This window comes from Agromyces sp. Y558, assembly GCF_059445415.1.
In genome coordinates this window covers 39,273-53,499 of sequence record NZ_JCAIUH010000003.1, presented here as the reverse complement: position 1 = coordinate 53,499, position 14,227 = coordinate 39,273, and the positions used below count along the sequence as shown (strand labels likewise).

12 protein-coding genes are annotated in these 14,227 nt (G+C 66.5%); 5 read left to right on the top strand and 7 right to left on the bottom strand.

Going from position 1 to position 14,227, the window contains the following annotated elements:
- Positions 1–72: 72 nt before the first annotated feature.
- Positions 73–1,482 carry an aldehyde dehydrogenase family protein gene (locus AC1C2T_RS14990; RefSeq protein ID WP_495385834.1) on the top strand — a complete coding sequence of 470 codons (1,410 nt, stop codon included), beginning with the start codon at positions 73–75 and terminating at the stop codon, positions 1,480–1,482.
- Between the two features lie 58 nt (positions 1,483–1,540).
- Here the strand turns inward: AC1C2T_RS14990 and AC1C2T_RS14985 are convergent, their stop codons facing one another.
- From AC1C2T_RS14985 to AC1C2T_RS14970, 4 genes are all read right to left on the bottom strand, one after another.
- Positions 1,541–2,146, bottom strand: a complete 606-nt coding sequence (locus AC1C2T_RS14985; protein ID WP_495385833.1) for a TetR/AcrR family transcriptional regulator — start codon at positions 2,144–2,146, stop codon at positions 1,541–1,543.
- A 4-nt stretch (positions 2,147–2,150) separates the two neighbouring features.
- Positions 2,151–3,443: an aspartate aminotransferase family protein gene (locus AC1C2T_RS14980; protein ID WP_495385832.1), complete on the bottom strand. Its 1,293-nt coding sequence runs from the start codon at positions 3,441–3,443 to the stop codon at positions 2,151–2,153.
- Positions 3,444–3,463: 20 nt separating this feature from the next.
- A complete protein-coding gene (locus AC1C2T_RS14975) occupies positions 3,464–4,459 on the bottom strand; it encodes a phosphotransferase enzyme family protein (RefSeq protein ID WP_495385831.1) in 996 nt (331 codons plus the stop codon).
- A 106-nt stretch (positions 4,460–4,565) separates the two neighbouring features.
- The gene (locus tag AC1C2T_RS14970) at positions 4,566–5,162 is read right to left on the bottom strand and encodes a TetR/AcrR family transcriptional regulator (protein ID WP_495385830.1); all 597 of its coding nucleotides are present in this window, start codon (positions 5,160–5,162) and stop codon (positions 4,566–4,568) included.
- 127 nt (positions 5,163–5,289) lie between these two features.
- Here AC1C2T_RS14970 and AC1C2T_RS14965 point away from each other — a divergent pair, with 127 nt between their 5' ends.
- The 4 genes from AC1C2T_RS14965 (at position 5,290) to AC1C2T_RS14950 (ending at position 10,282) form a co-directional block, all read left to right on the top strand.
- Positions 5,290–7,302: a primary-amine oxidase gene (locus tag AC1C2T_RS14965; RefSeq protein ID WP_495385829.1), complete on the top strand. Its 2,013-nt coding sequence runs from the start codon at positions 5,290–5,292 to the stop codon at positions 7,300–7,302.
- A gap of 1 nt (position 7,303) precedes the next feature.
- Entirely contained in the window at positions 7,304–7,816 is a 513-nt protein-coding gene (locus tag AC1C2T_RS14960) for a hypothetical protein (protein ID WP_495385828.1), read from the top strand.
- A gap of 205 nt (positions 7,817–8,021) precedes the next feature.
- A complete protein-coding gene (locus tag AC1C2T_RS14955) occupies positions 8,022–9,533 on the top strand; it encodes an APC family permease (RefSeq protein ID WP_495359701.1) in 1,512 nt (503 codons plus the stop codon).
- Positions 9,530–10,282, top strand: coding sequence for an SDR family NAD(P)-dependent oxidoreductase (locus tag AC1C2T_RS14950; RefSeq protein WP_495385827.1), 753 nt, complete (start codon positions 9,530–9,532; stop codon positions 10,280–10,282). Before AC1C2T_RS14955 ends, AC1C2T_RS14950 begins: the two co-directional genes overlap by 4 nt.
- Here AC1C2T_RS14950 and AC1C2T_RS14945 read toward each other — a convergent pair.
- From AC1C2T_RS14945 to AC1C2T_RS14935, 3 genes are all read right to left on the bottom strand, one after another.
- A complete protein-coding gene (locus AC1C2T_RS14945; RefSeq protein WP_495385826.1) occupies positions 10,207–10,905 on the bottom strand; it encodes an enoyl-CoA hydratase-related protein in 699 nt (232 codons plus the stop codon). The genes AC1C2T_RS14950 and AC1C2T_RS14945 overlap by 76 nt on opposite strands.
- Before the next feature lie 522 nt (positions 10,906–11,427).
- Positions 11,428–13,218 carry a hypothetical protein gene (locus tag AC1C2T_RS14940; RefSeq protein WP_495385825.1) on the bottom strand — a complete coding sequence of 597 codons (1,791 nt, stop codon included), beginning with the start codon at positions 13,216–13,218 and terminating at the stop codon, positions 11,428–11,430.
- A 167-nt stretch (positions 13,219–13,385) separates the two neighbouring features.
- Positions 13,386–14,165 carry a hypothetical protein gene (locus AC1C2T_RS14935; protein ID WP_495385824.1) on the bottom strand — a complete coding sequence of 260 codons (780 nt, stop codon included), beginning with the start codon at positions 14,163–14,165 and terminating at the stop codon, positions 13,386–13,388.
- Positions 14,166–14,227: the final 62 nt, after the last annotated feature.

The following is a 14,227-nucleotide window of genomic DNA, read 5'->3' as shown; positions in this document are numbered from 1 at the left end:
GTTCCCCCGCCCGAGACGACACTTAGCCTCGTCTTCGTGGGCAACGTTGCCCACGAAGACGAGGAGGAACCCGTGACCGCGTCAGCCACGATTCTGGACACCATCACCACCACCGAAGCGAACGGTCGCGCGATTCCCGACGCCGCGACGCGCGAGACCATCGGCTACGCCCCCGTTCACACGGTGGCGGACCTCGATGCCGCGATCGACGCCGCGCGCGCCGCTCAGCCCGCTTGGGCTGCACTCGGCCACGCCGAACGTTCCCGCATCCTCAACGCGATCGCCGACGACCTCGACGCCAATACCGAAGAGCTCGCCGTGATCCTCTCGCGTGAGCAGGGCAAGCCGATGGACGGTCCGAACGCCCGCTTCGAAGTCGGTGCGTGCGGCATCTGGACACGCAGCGCCGCCGACACGGCTCTCGACCCCGAGGTCGTGTTCGAAGCCGGCGAATCGCGCGCCGAGGTGCACTACGACCCGCTCGGCGTCGTCGGTGCGATCGGGCCGTGGAACTGGCCCATGATGATCACCGTCTGGCAGATCGCGCCGTCGCTGCGCATGGGCAACACGGTCGTCGTGAAGCCCAGCGAGTACACGCCGCTGTCGGTGCTCGCGCTCGTCGAGGTCTTCAACCGCCACCTCCCCGACGGCGTGCTCACCGTGATCTCGGGCGACCGCGAAGTCGGCGCCGCGATCGCGGGTCATCGCGGTCTCGACAAGATCATGTTCACCGGGTCCACGGCGACGGGCCGCAAGATCGTCGAGTCGTCGGCGCACAACCTCGCCCGGCTGACACTCGAACTCGGTGGGAACGACGCGGGGATCATCCTGCCCGGCACCGACGTCTCGGCCATCGCCGAGGACCTGTTCTGGGGCATCTTCCTCAACACCGGACAGACCTGCGCCGCACTCAAGCGCCTCTACGTGCACGACTCGCAGTACGACAAGGTGGTCGACACGCTCGCCGGCATGGCCGCCGCGATGCCGATGGGCAACGGCTTGACGGCCGGCAACGTGCTTGGTCCGCTGCAGAACGAGAAGCAGTACGACATCGTCGCGGGACTGGTGGAGGATGCCCGCAGCCGCGGCGCGCGCATCGTCACGGGCGGCGAGCCGGCACCCGAGCACGGGCCGCTGTTCTACCGCACGACCGTCGTGGCCGACATCGACGACGGCGCCCCGCTCGTCGACGAGGAGCAGTTCGGTCCCGTCATCCCCGTGGTCCGCTACAGCGATGTCGACGACGCGGTGCGGCGCGCGAACAACTCGACGCAGGGCCTGGGCGCTTCGGTGTGGGCCAACGACGCGGATGCAGCGGTCGAGGTCGCGAAGCGGATCCAGGCGGGCACCGTCTGGATCAACCAGCACGGCGCGATCAACCCCCAGGTGCCGTTCGGCGGCATCAAGTCCTCCGGATACGGCCAGGAGTTCGGTGTCGCCGGCCTCAAGGCGGTCTCGGCCCCTAAGGTGATCCAGCGCTGACCCGACAGTCGCGGAAGAGCCGGCCCGCGTCACGCGGGCCGGCTCTTCCGCGTCACCCTCATTGGGAGCGCGAAAGCGCCTCGAGGGTGCGGCGGAAGGCTGCCACGTACGATGCCGCAAGCGACGAATCACGCGCGACGTCGATGCCGGCCTGACGCATCATCCCCACCAGGAGCCCTGCCGTCGCGACGGGATCGACGTCAGGCGGCACGAGCCCCGCGGTCTGAGCGCCCTGGAGCTCGGTGCGGAAGACCTCTCGGTAGCTGAAGGAGCTCGTGCCCCGATCCCGATGGAGACCGACCCGGCTCGGGCCCGAGATGTTGTAGAAGAAGCCGAGCTCCGAGTCCTGCGCGAGCTCGACCATCGCCTCCGCGTACGCCGTCAGCCGATCCACCCAGTCCGTGTGCTCTTCGGCGCGCACCTGCGCGGTCGCGAGCAGATCGGCGCCGAGCAGGTCGTAGGCCGATCGGATGATCTCGTCGTGGCCGTCGGGGTAGTGCGCGTAGAGCGTGCCGCGCGACATCCCCGCCTCCGCGGCGATGCGATCGATCGTCATCCGGTCGCTGCCGTCGGCGGAGATCAGCTCGAGCGCCGCGCGCATGACATCGCGGCGCGTGCGCTCCTGCTGACGTTCACGCAGCGTACGTCCGGTGCCGGTCGTCATGGGCCTACTTCCCTGGCTCAGATCCTACGGCGGACGCCACGGCATCCTCGAGCCGGTCGAGCACGAGATCGAGTTCGACCGCGCTGATGACCAGCGGCGGGCGGATCTTGAGCACGTTCTCGTCGCGTCCGACGCGGCTGATGAGCACGTGCCGCGCGTACATCGCCTCGACGACGCTGCGGGCGAGCTCGGGATCGGGATCACCCTGCTCATCGACGAGCTCGAGGCCGAAGAAGAGCCCTCGACCCTTGACCGCGCGCACCCGGGGCTGCCCGGCGGCGAAGCCCTCGAGGCGCGCGCGAGCCGCCCGACCGAGAACCCCCGCGTGCGCGACGAGACCGCGCTCCTCGATCTCATCCAGCACCGCGAGACCGATGGCCGACGACACGGGGTTCCCCGCGAAGGTGTTGAAATACAGGTTGTGCTCGCCGAATTCCTCGAGGATCTGCTGGCTCGTCACGACGCCTCCGATCGGATGCCCATTGCCCATCGGCTTGCCGAGGGTCACAAGATCGGGGCGGATGCCGACCACGTCGTGGCCCCACAGCGAGTCGCCGAGACGCCCGAAGCCCGACTGCACCTCATCGGAGATCACCAGGCCGCCGGCGGCGCGCACGCGGTCCGTGAGAGCGGCGAGGAACCCGTCGGGAAGGGCGTTGAGCCCCTCCGTCGAGAACGCCGGGTCGATGAGAAGGGCCGACACCCCGAGTCCGGCCGACCGCAGAGAGGCGATCGCCTCATCCGCCTCGGCGAGCGCGCGCTCCGCCGCCTCGGCAGCATCGGGACCCGTCGCGTCTGGGATCCGCAGGGCCCGCACGTGATCGCCGAGCTCCTCGGCGACCGTCAGCCCCGTCGTGAGCTCAGCGAGCGAGGTCGTGTTGCCGTGATAGCTGAAGTCCGACACGAGGACCCCGGTGCTGCCCGTGTGCTGGCGGGCGATGCGCAGGGCGAGCTCGTTGGCCTCCGATCCGCTGTTCGTGAAGAACACGCGGTCGAGCCCGTGACCGAACGTCGCGAGCAGATGCTCGGCGTAATCCACGACCCGCTCGTTGAGATAGCGCGTGTGCACATTGAGCGTGGACCATTGTGCGGTCCCCGCTGCGATGACGCGGGCGTTGCCGTGGCCGACGTGGGGGACGTTGTTGTAGGCGTCGAGGAAGCGCGTGCCGTCGGCGGCGGTGATCCAGACGCCGGATGCCGACACGGCGTGCAGCGGCGTCGAGTAGAAGAGCGGGGAGTGCGGACCGATCGTGCGGTGCCGTCGCTCCAGCAGCGTGGGCTTCTCGTCAGCGGACATGCGTGTCTCCTGTGGATCTGTCATTCGGAAAGGTGGATGCGCGCGAGCGCGAGCACGAGCGGGCGGACCTCCGCGACGAGGAACTCCGCCGTCTCGTCACCTCGACGCTCCCCCGCCCAGCCGAGGTAGGTGAGGCCGCGCGCGAGGATGAGCGCATCGAGCAGCGCGAGCGTGCGTTCGGGGCGCGTGGCGGCCTCGGCGTAGCCCGTCTCGAGAGCGCGGCGGTACTGCGGATACCGAGGGTGCGGGAGGAAGAAGAACAGCGTCGTCGCGAGGTCGAACGCGTGCCATCCCTCGCCGAAATCGTCGAAGTCGATGAGCGTCAGCGTTCCGTCATCCGCCCGCAGCACGTTCTCGGGGCTGAAGTCGGCGTGCAGCACCCCGAAGACGTCTTGGTCGGTGCCGGCATCGTCGAGGACCCTGGCCAGCGAGACGCACACGGCATCGAGTACCGCGATCTCGTCCGCCGTGAGCTCCGCGATCGCGCGGGGGTCACCCCAGAGCGGAGCGGGGCCGACGAGTCCGTCGCGGTCCCACGCCGAGCGGTCGTACCCTGTAGGCCGCCCGATGCGCCTGCCCACCTCGTGCATCCGCGCAGCGAGGGCGCCGATGGCGGCGAAGTCCTCGGGCGTGAGCGTGCTGCTCCCGTCGAAGCCGTTGCCGATGTCGTCGATCGGCGCGGCGTCTTCGATCCAGTGCTGGAGCAGGATCTGGTGGCGCCGTCCGTCAGCGGATCGAGACGTGAGATCCCTGCCGTTCGTCGTGCGGATGAAGTCGGGGACGCGGATGCCGAGTTCCCGCAGCGCACGCACATACGTCACTTCGCTCGAGATCTGCGCGTCGGTGCGGTAACCGGGGCGCGCGATCCGCAGGGCGTATCGCCCCGCGCCGTCCTCGACCTGGAAGACCACGTTCTCGCGATACTTCACGAAGCGGATGCTGGGCTCGGCCCCCACCGGAAAGTCGAGCAGCGCCGAGCGCGCCATCAGCTCAGCGGCACGGATCTTGTCGTCCATGACATCTCCTCGTTGTCGAGTCGCGCCTCAACGGTCAGCCGGCACGTCGGCCTCGCATGGCTTTCTGTACTCCGAGTACAGATTATGTACTCACTGTTCGACCACGTCAACGCCGCGCGGTCGCGAGGCGCTCGATGAACAGGTCGAGTTGACGCTCCAGGCGCGCGGGACTCGCCTCGGCGGGCGAGAACACCGCGACGATCTGCGCCCCCATGAGCATCGAGAGGAGTTCGTCGACGACCTCCTGCACGTCGAGGGTCTCCCGAAGCTCGCCGCGCGTGATCGCCGAACGCAATCGCTCGGCGAAGGTCACGCGCCACTCGGTCGTGCGCTCGGAGAACAGATCGGCTTCGGCGGCGTTGTTCAACGACCGCTGCCAGAACGTGATGACGACGCGGGCCTCGGCAATCCGCTCGTCGTCGAGCGGGAGGATCTCCATTGCCAGCGCCCGCAGGCCACCGATCCCCGGTTTGCCCACGGCTGCCGCCGCGCGCTCGTTCGTCGCCCCGAAGACGTGCTCGAAGGCCGCCGTCATGACTGAGTCCTTGCTCGGGAAGTAGTAGCGCAGCAGTCCGTTGGAGAATCCTGTCTCCTCTGCGATACGACGCGTCGTCGCTTCGTCGATGCCTTCGGAGGCGATCAGGCGCCACACCCGCCCGATGATCTCGCGACGGCGCGTGTCATGGTCGACGTACTTCGGCATACAGCGAATGTAACAGAACCATAACGGCCACGCCTCCAATCTTGTACACGTGTACGAAAACCTGGACACTGATCGAAACAGTGCGACGACGCGCTGCTCGATCCCAATGACGGGACAGGAGAACCCCATGACGATGACCGACTCCGTGCACGCCGAGAGTTCCGGTGATGCGGGTGCGCCGCATCCGCTCGCTTCCCTCACCGTTGCCGAGATCGAAGCCGTCCGATCGATCGTGCTCTCCACGCTCGCACCTACCGAGACGACGCGATTCGCCTACGTGGGTCTCGAGGAGCCGCACAAGCACGACGTCCTCGCCTGGACGGCGGGCGACGCAAACCTCCCCGATCGCCGTGCACGCGTGCAGTTGCTCGATCTCTCGACGGGGGACTCGATCGACGCGGTCGTATCGATCAGTACCGGCGACCTCGTGAGCCACATCGAACTGGACCCCGCCGAAGGCCGGCTGCCGATACTCGATGCCGAGTTCGAACTCGTCGCCGAGATCGCGAACGCCGACGCAGACTGGGCCGCCGCACTCGCTTCGCGTGGGCTGACCGTCGACGATGTCGTCCTGGTGCCACTCTCGGCGGGGAGCTACGACCTCGAGGATGAGACCGACCGGCGCCTGCTGCGCACGTTCGCCTTCCAGCAGTTCTCTCCCCGAGACCACCCCTGGGCGCACCCCGTCGACGGCCTGACCGCCTACATCGACGTCAGCCGCCGCGAGGTCGCCAAGATCGTCGAAGGCCCGGCTTTCCCTATCCCGCAGACGACCGGCAATTTCGACGACCCCGAAGAGCAGGGCCCGCCGCTCGAGGGACTCAAGCCCATCGTGATCACGCAGCCCGAAGGACCGAGCTACACCGTCGACGGTGAGCACATCACGTGGGGGAACTGGGACCTGCGCATCGGGTTCGATACCCGCGAAGGCCTGGTTCTTCGCAACCTGAGCTTCGCGGACAGACCCGTCATGTACCGCGGCTCGGTCAGCGAAATGGTCGTCCCCTACGGGGATCCCTCGCCCAACCGCTTCTGGCAGAACTACTTCGACACGGGCGAGTATCTCTTCGGCCGCTACACGAGCGAACTCGAACTCGGCTGCGACTGCGTCGGCGAGATCCGCTACTTCTCGCCGGTCGTCGCCGACGAACTCGGAATGCCGCGCACGATCCGCAACGGCATCTGCATGCACGAGGAGGACTACGGCACGCTGTGGAAGCACAACGACCTCTTCACCGGCTCGAACGAAGTGCGCCGCCAGCGGCGCCTCGTGATCTCGTTCTTCACGACCGTCGGCAACTACGACTACGGCTTCTTCTGGTACCTCTACCTCGACGGCACCATCGAGTGCGAAGCGAAGCTCACGGGCGTGCTCTTCACCTCGGCGTACCCGGGCGCGAGCGCCGACGGTGAGCCGTATCCCTTCGCCTCGGAGGTCGCACCGGGACTCGGCGCCCCCTACCACCAGCACCTGTTCTCGATGCGGCTCGATATGACGGTCGACGGCGTCGCCAACGTGGTCAACGAGATCGATGCCGTGCGCCTACCCATCTCGCCCGAGAACCCCTACGGCAACGCCTTCACGAAGAAGGTCACACCGATCACCTCCGAGAAGGAGTCCGGCCGCCTCGCGGACGGCACCGTCAATCGCGTGTGGCAGATCGCCTCGACCGAGAAGCAGACCTCGATGGGTCAGCCGACGTCCTACGTGCTCTTCCCCGAGGGGCATCCCGTACTCTTGGCCGCCGACGAGTCGTCGATCGCCGCCCGCGCGGCCTTCGCGACGAAGAACCTCTTCGTTACGAAGTACGACCCGGCGGAGCGCTACGCTGCGGGGGACTTCGTCAACCAGCATCCGGGTCAGTCGGGCATCCCCGCGTTCATCGAGGGCGATGAGCCACTCGTGGGCGAAGACCTGGTGCTGTGGCACACGTTCGGGCTGACGCACTTCCCCCGCAATGAGGACTGGCCGATCATGCCGATGGACTACGCCAAGTTCACGCTGAAGCCCTACAACTTCTTCGAGCGCAACCCCACGCTGAACGTGCCGGCACCGGCGAAGGCGGCGGGCGGCTGCTCGTGCGCGAGCGGATCGTGCCACTGCGACCACGGCTCCACCGGCGCGCACCACCACCACTGACATGGTCGAGGTCCTGCACGCATGGGCCGTCGCGCCTGCCGCGGTCGGCGCGTGCTGCGTCGCCGCCGACCGCGGGCGCACGAGGGCGGGCGAGGTCGCGGCATCCGTCCTCATGATCGTCGCGATGCTGGATGCCTCGCACTTCGGCGTCGTCGCGCCGATCAGGTGGGCTGTGGCGCTCGTCACCACGGCCCTCGCACAGGCCGTGTGGCTGCGCGTTCAGGGCGCCTCCCGCACGGAACGGCCCCGCAGGCGTCCTGAGCCGATGGCGGTGCACGCGGGCATCGGGCTGATCGCCATGGCGGCGCTGCTGGTGTTCATGACCTCCGCGCCGGGTGCCGCCGTGTCGGGGCATCATGCGGCGGGATCGCCCCAGGCGCTCGTGCTGCTTATCGCCGCGGGGTACGGCGGAGCATCGCTGTGGCTCGCCCGCACGGGCTCTGTGCTCGAACGGATGCAGTACCTCGCGATGGGCGCCTCAACCGTCCTCATGGCGCTCGCAGTGGTCCTGTGAACGCTTGCGATACCGCCCATCGTGTGCGGGGAACGCACACGATGACGCACCAGACGCACGGATGGCCCCCTCCCCCGTGTGCCGGCTCGCCGCCCGGGGCTACGATCCTGCTCGATGCCCGACGACGTGTATCGGGTGTTCCGCAGCCGATTTCATTCCCACCCGAGGGAACGCGCTCCGCACCCTCCCAACCATTGGAGTCTTCATGACATCTCCTGCTTCCGGCACCCTCGCCCGAAACAAACTCGGCGTCAGTTCGATCGTCTTCCTGGTGCTCGCGGCCGTGGCCCCGCTCACGGTCGCGATCGTCGTGCTGCCGCTGGCGATCGCGTTCGGCAACGGCGGCGGCACGCCCGTCGCGGTCGTGATCGTCGCGCTCGCGTTGCTCTTGTTCGCCATCGGCTACGCCCAGATGACGAAGGATCTCGTCAACGCGGGAGGCTTCTACGCCATCGCAGTGAAGGGACTCGGGCGGCCCGCGGGTCTCGTCACGGGACTCATCGCGACAATCGGCTACAACTTCTTCGTCGCGGGAGCCATGGGCACCATCGGGTTCTTCACGGGCGCGGTCGTCCTTCCCGCGCTCTTCGGGTTCGAGCTGAACTGGTACCTCTGCGGTGTCGTCCTGTTCATCGTCGTGTTCCTGCTCGCCCGGTCAGGCATCCACCTCAGCGCGATCGTGCTCGGAGTCGCACTCGTGCTCGAGACGCTGATCCTGGTCGCCTTCGCCATCTCGGTGCTCGTCCAGACCGGATTCAGCATCGAGGCGATCACGCAGGCGTTCAGCCCCGAGATCCTCATTGGCGGCTCGATCTGGATCGGCCTCCTCATGGTGGCGACGGCCTTCATCGGTTTCGAAGCGACGGCGCTGTTCGGCGAAGAGGCGCGCGAGCCGCGCAAGACCATCCCGCGCGCCACGTACGCGGCAATCATCATCATCGGCGTCATGCACGCGATCGTCGCTTGGGCGATCGTGAGCGCCCTGGGCGTCTCGGATGCGCAGGGAGCGGCGCTGGACAGCCTGGCCGCGGGGGATCTGACGCTCGTCCTCCTCGACGCCTACCTCGGCCCGATCGTCGGCGTCGTGGCACTCGTGCTCCTCGTCGTCAGCCTGTTCGCCGCCCAGCTCGCGTTCCACAACTCGGCCGCGCGCTACCTCTTCGCCCTCGGACGCGCCCGCGTGCTGCCCCAGTGGCTCTCGAAGACCAACAGCAAGGGTGCACCGCAGCGTGCACTCCTGGTGAACCTCGTCTTCGCGATCATCGTCGCCGGCATCTTCGCCCTCTTCGTCGAGACCGACGCCGACGGCAACCCCCTGCCCCCCGTGCTGACGCTCGTGCCGGTAGGCCTCGGCTTCGCGACGCTCGCGATCATGATCGTGCAGGCCATCGCCGCGCTCTCGGTCGTCGTGTACTTCCGCCGTCAGCGCAGCACGAAGTGGTGGAGCACGTTCATCGCGCCGGGCATCGGGTTCATCGCCCTCCTCCTGTTCAGCATCATGGCGATCTTCAACTTCACCCTCGTGGCGGGGTCGGAGGCGCTGTACGTGCAGCTCCTGCCGTGGCTCCTCGTGCTCGCGGTGGTCGGCGGCCTCATCTACGCGTACTACCTGAAGGCGAGGAAGCCCGACATCTATCGCGGTCTCGATGCGGACCTCGAGAACTTCACCGAGATGCCCGAAGATCACACGATTTCGGGATTGCCCGGAGACCGATGACAGGGCTACACCTGCCCCAGCGGGTGGTCGTCACCGGCGGCGGGTCCGGCATCGGGCTCGCGTGCGCACGGCTCTTCCACGACGCCGGCTCGGCGGTCGGCCTCATCGGCCGCTCCGTCGAGCGGCTCGGGGCGGCCGCCGCATCACTCAGCGAGTCGGTGCTGCACGCGGCCGCCGACGTGACGGATGAGGATGCCGTCCAGCACGCCGTCAGCACGCTCGCGGAAGGCCTCGGCGGGATCGACGCGCTCGTGGTGTGCGCCGGCACGGAGGGCGAGATGGGAGCCTCTGTGCGCGAGGTCACGGCCGCGGGCTTCCGCGAAGCGCTCGACGTCAACGTCGTGGGCGCCTTCCTCGCCGTGCGCGCGGCACTGCCGTGGCTCGAGAAGTCCGAGGCCGCGAGCATCACTCTCATCGGGTCGGACTCCGGTTTCGTCGCGGTGCCGGGCATGCTCGCCTACAACGCCTCGAAGGGGGCAATCGTGCAGCTCACACGGGCGCTCGCGGTCGAGCTGTACGACGAGTCCGGCATCCGCGTCAACAGCGTCGCCCCGTCGATCGTCGACACGCCGATGGCCAGGCGCGGGCTCGGCGACGAGGCGATCGACGCCCCGGCGTTCCCGCTGCAGTCGGCCGAAGACGTCGCGTGGTCGGTCGCTTACCTGGCATCGCGTCAGGCCCGCGCCGTGAACGGCGTGAGTCTGATGTCGGACTTCGGGTACACGGGCCGCTCGTCCTTCCCGGCGTAGTCCGCTTCACCACACACGCCGGCCCTTCCTCTGCTCGGGCGACGACGGTCTCGGCCGCAGAGACATCCCACAGCTGCTCGTCGCGCAAGCGGGCGATGAGGAGATTCGAGGCCAAGAACGCCCGCGTTGGACACTGGCGACGCGTGTCGCACGCTCGCGCGTGAACGCCAGCAGCTGGTCGAAGGGGACCACGCGGCTGAACAAGCCCACCGCGACCGCCTCGGACCCTGACAAGAGGCAACCCGTGTAGATGATATCGAGACACGATGCGCACCGACGCGTTCGTAGAGGTGGGCGTGACCGCCGGAGTCGAGCATCGCGGCGATGCCCGCGAACGGCGACCCCAGCTTGGCGTTCTCGGCGACGTACACGACATCGCTGGCGATCGCGAGACCGAGTCCGACGCCGAGGCCCGCGCCCTGGACGGCCGCGAACGTCGGCGCCGGAAACGAGCTCATCCGGCGCATCACCCGATCGACGGCGTCGAGGTAGTCCGCGACGTCGTCGGTTGCGGGGTCCACCCCCGAGATATCGCGCCCCGCGCAGAATGCGCGGCCTTCGCCATGCAGGACGAGGGCACGGACGCCGAACGCCGGATGCCGCCGCCTCCGTGTACGCGGCATCGAGCTCGTCCAGCGCCGTCCGCGGCAGGGCGTTGAGCTTCTCGGGGAATCCAGCGCGATGTCAGCGACGGCGCCCTCGATTGTGAGCGTGATCACGGTGTTGGAAAAAGGCGGTGGAACCGTATTTCTGAGGTAACAAGAAAGCCCCGGTACCTCGCGAAACTCGCGATTACCGGGGCTTGTCCCTGGTCGGGCTGACAGGATTTGAACCTGCGACCCCTTGGAGGATTCAACCCCCTTCGGGTCAGCACCGGATGTCTCGGGAACTCGCGGATTCCCTTGTGTTGACAAGGAACCGGGCGGTTCGCTACGTCCGATTCTATCCGGATGGTTGCGGTCGCTCGCGGGTGATTGTGATGGGTAAACGATGGGAGTGGGTCTATTCCATCGATAGGTGACATCGGATCTGGTTTGCCCAGAAGTGGCCAGGGTTCCGCGCGACCACGGCAGCCACCATCCCGCCCACGCCGCCTGTGATGCGGCGCCGCCGTTCGCCGAATTATCTCTACGCGGCAGTAGCCGTTATGGAACAACCTGGCCGTTCCCCGTCGCACACTCGGTCGCGGGGGGCCAACCGAATAGCTCGTGCAGCGAACTTTCGCATCCGATGTCCGCGAGGAGGATCGTTGCCGAGGCTACTGCAAGCGAGGCTATGGCGACCCAGAGCGCCCATCTCCCTATTTTGAAGGCATCGGCCGATGCACCGAGCGAGGCGACCGTCGAGAGAATGTCGCGGTAGTCTCGATCGGCTTCTGTGAGGCGCGCGAATTGCCGGTCGAGCCGCTCCTTGAGCGCGTCGTCTAGCCTCGTTGATTTACTCGTTCGACGGCCGGCGGCTCGGTCGCGAGCCTTGTACCGCGGTGCTTTGTGCATTCTGAAATCCGAGAGCCCACCCCGCCTTGCTGCCATTTCCCAGAACTCGTTGACATCGCGCCGTGTGGACGTGATGTTGAGACTCAGGGTGAGCAAGCTCCGACGCAGATCGCGGAGGGCGCGGGGCTTAAATTTGCCGTGTTTCGTGCTGGCCCGATCGCGCAGACGAGCGTATCTTGCACCGAGGTTCGACAAGTACTCGGCGATCGCAAGCATGGGTAGAAGATTGTGGAATCTGTCGACGTTGCGAGCAACTGCACGCTCCGCGGAACCACCGAAGAGATCTCGCTCTTCGGCGAAAGAGCTCTCAACAGATAGTGCATTGCCCCAGAGCGTCCAGGTTGGATCATCGCCAAGTCGGTCGGAGCCTCCCTTGTCGGGCTGTGACAGAACGAGCTTCGGAATGGACTTTGACTTGACGAGTTCGTAGTCATCGAGATCTAGGCCGAGTGCGCGGTACGCGTCACTTTGCCTGACTCGTGCGAATCGCACCTCGTCCTCGTTGCTTTCATCGATGGTCGACTCCATCGGATCGTACTGGTCAAGCAGCAAGAGTTCCAGGAGCAACTGCTGCTCACCGCTCGCGGCGAACGAGCCGGGCAGTCGCTTCGCTAACCAGGCTCGAGCGGACCTATGAACTGCGCGGCGCGCATCTTGCGTCACTCGCATTCCCGCCCATTTGCGATCGAGCGGATGTAGTCGCCCGTTCACTCGAGTGAGCATCGGTTCGTGCCGTTCATGCCAGGTGACGTCAAGCGCGGAAGCGGCTGTGTTCGTCAACGTGAAGTGTGCAACCGCGGCGGTGAGACCCTGACCGATCTGAACTGCCCGAATCTCCACCATGTCGAAAGCCTCGGGCAAGCTCATCTTGTGCGCGTGGAACGAGTAGAACCTCTTCGAGTCCAATGCGACCACGTCGGCCAAACGCCACCAGTTCATGCCGGAGCCCGAGCGCGAGCGTTGAAGCGTCGCAAGGTTGTTTGCTTCGTGCGGCGGTAGGGCCCTCGGCTTGTTCCAGCCGTTCCTCTCCATCGAACGCTCAAGAGCCGGAAGCTCAGTGGGTGGGAAGAGCTCGACGACCCAGATTCCACCAACTCGCACATGCTCGTCAGGCGGAACGAAGAGGTTCTCGAAGGTCGAATCCAGGCTCCAAGCCTTGTGCCGATCGTGTTCGTTGAACTGGAGGAGATCGTTGAGCCGGTCGTTGAGCCAGACGCGCGCGAACGGAGGGAAGAGTGTTCGCCTCCACCCAGACAGCAGCCATCCGAGCAGACGATACGGAGGGTCATACCAGCGAAGACCCTCACCGATCTCTGGCACAAGGTCAAAGGCCCGCTCGACATCTGGCGACGAGGGCAGATCAGAGTTCTCGCGGCGCTGGCGCGGACGTCGTCGCCTCTGGCGATAGCGCTCCTGCGGATCGGCGATCGGTTCCCCCACCCTATTATCCTGGCCGAAGGATCCAGCATCTGTGGACAAGTGACGCAGTTCGGACCCCAGGCTTTCGTTCTAGATATGGCAGTACGACGAGCTAAATCACAACGTCAACGCGCCGGTCGACAGCCCTGCCAAAAAGCAGTACAAATGGAGTTCGTCCCACAGGGCGGCTAGTTGAGCGCCTCGTCGTCGATGAACGGGCGGATAGCCATCCAGTCGACGTCCTCGTTAACGAAGAAGTAGTACTTGCCGTTCGCGCCTTGGCGGAGCTTGCCCATGATGGCGAAGAAGGCGCCCGACAGGTCTTCGAGGTCCTGGAGCCCCGAGCGCTCAAGGAGCGTTGCGAGCTCGTCTTCATTGATGACGATCGTGGGCGACCCCCACCCGGTGTTCAACCAGGCACCGCCGCCGTCCTTCGGTCTCGGGAAGCGGATCGTGCCCCAGTACACGCGAAGACGGTTCTTGTGCTTGTCCTCGATTTCTGACAGATGGACGCAGCCGGACTTCACTGTCTGGCGCGTGTCGTCGGACATGATGAGGAGCGTCTGACTGCGGCGGAAGAGCTCGCGCAGGACGAGCTGACGGAGCAAGCGCCCAAGACCCATCGACGACTGGCGCACGTTGCCGCGGCCAAGCTTGGTGTAGCGAACCGCGGAACCACCGCTCGAAGGCGGCGCGTAGGGATCGTGGCGGACGTGCTTGATCGTTCGCCCGCGGTTCGGATCGATGCGGAAGATGTCGCCGGCGTTAATGAGTTCGTCAACTTCGTCGAGGGGCGCACCGCCACCATCCTCAGTGACGAACGAGGCGAGCTCGCAGTCGTCGCTATGGGGGCGCGCTCCGAAGCATGCGCGGCGACCGTTGCGCGCTTCGCGGATGAAGTAGGCGTCGGCCCCGCACGCCGTGCAGATGAGCGTTTCCCGCAGTGAATCGCGCTCCCCCGAGCTCAACGCGGCGAAATCCTCAGCGCCCCAGACGGTGCCGGTCGTGCGACTCTTAGCTTCTTCCATGC

Excerpts from the sequence above, each read along its gene's own strand:
- AC1C2T_RS14980 (WP_495385832.1), bottom strand. The coding sequence starts at position 3,443 with ATGTCCGCTGACGAGAAGCCCACGCTGCTGGAGCGACGGCACCGCACG.
- AC1C2T_RS14965 (WP_495385829.1), top strand. The coding sequence starts at position 5,290 with ATGACGATGACCGACTCCGTGCACGCCGAGAGTTCCGGTGATGCGGGT.
- AC1C2T_RS14970 (WP_495385830.1), bottom strand. The coding sequence starts at position 5,162 with ATGCCGAAGTACGTCGACCATGACACGCGCCGTCGCGAGATCATCGGG.
- AC1C2T_RS14960 (WP_495385828.1), top strand. The coding sequence starts at position 7,304 with ATGGTCGAGGTCCTGCACGCATGGGCCGTCGCGCCTGCCGCGGTCGGC.
- AC1C2T_RS14950 (WP_495385827.1), top strand. The coding sequence starts at position 9,530 with ATGACAGGGCTACACCTGCCCCAGCGGGTGGTCGTCACCGGCGGCGGG.
- AC1C2T_RS14955 (WP_495359701.1), top strand. The coding sequence starts at position 8,022 with ATGACATCTCCTGCTTCCGGCACCCTCGCCCGAAACAAACTCGGCGTC.
- AC1C2T_RS14975 (WP_495385831.1), bottom strand. The coding sequence starts at position 4,459 with ATGGACGACAAGATCCGTGCCGCTGAGCTGATGGCGCGCTCGGCGCTG.
- AC1C2T_RS14985 (WP_495385833.1), bottom strand. The coding sequence starts at position 2,146 with ATGACGACCGGCACCGGACGTACGCTGCGTGAACGTCAGCAGGAGCGC.
- AC1C2T_RS14945 (WP_495385826.1), bottom strand. The coding sequence starts at position 10,905 with ATGCCGCGTACACGGAGGCGGCGGCATCCGGCGTTCGGCGTCCGTGCC.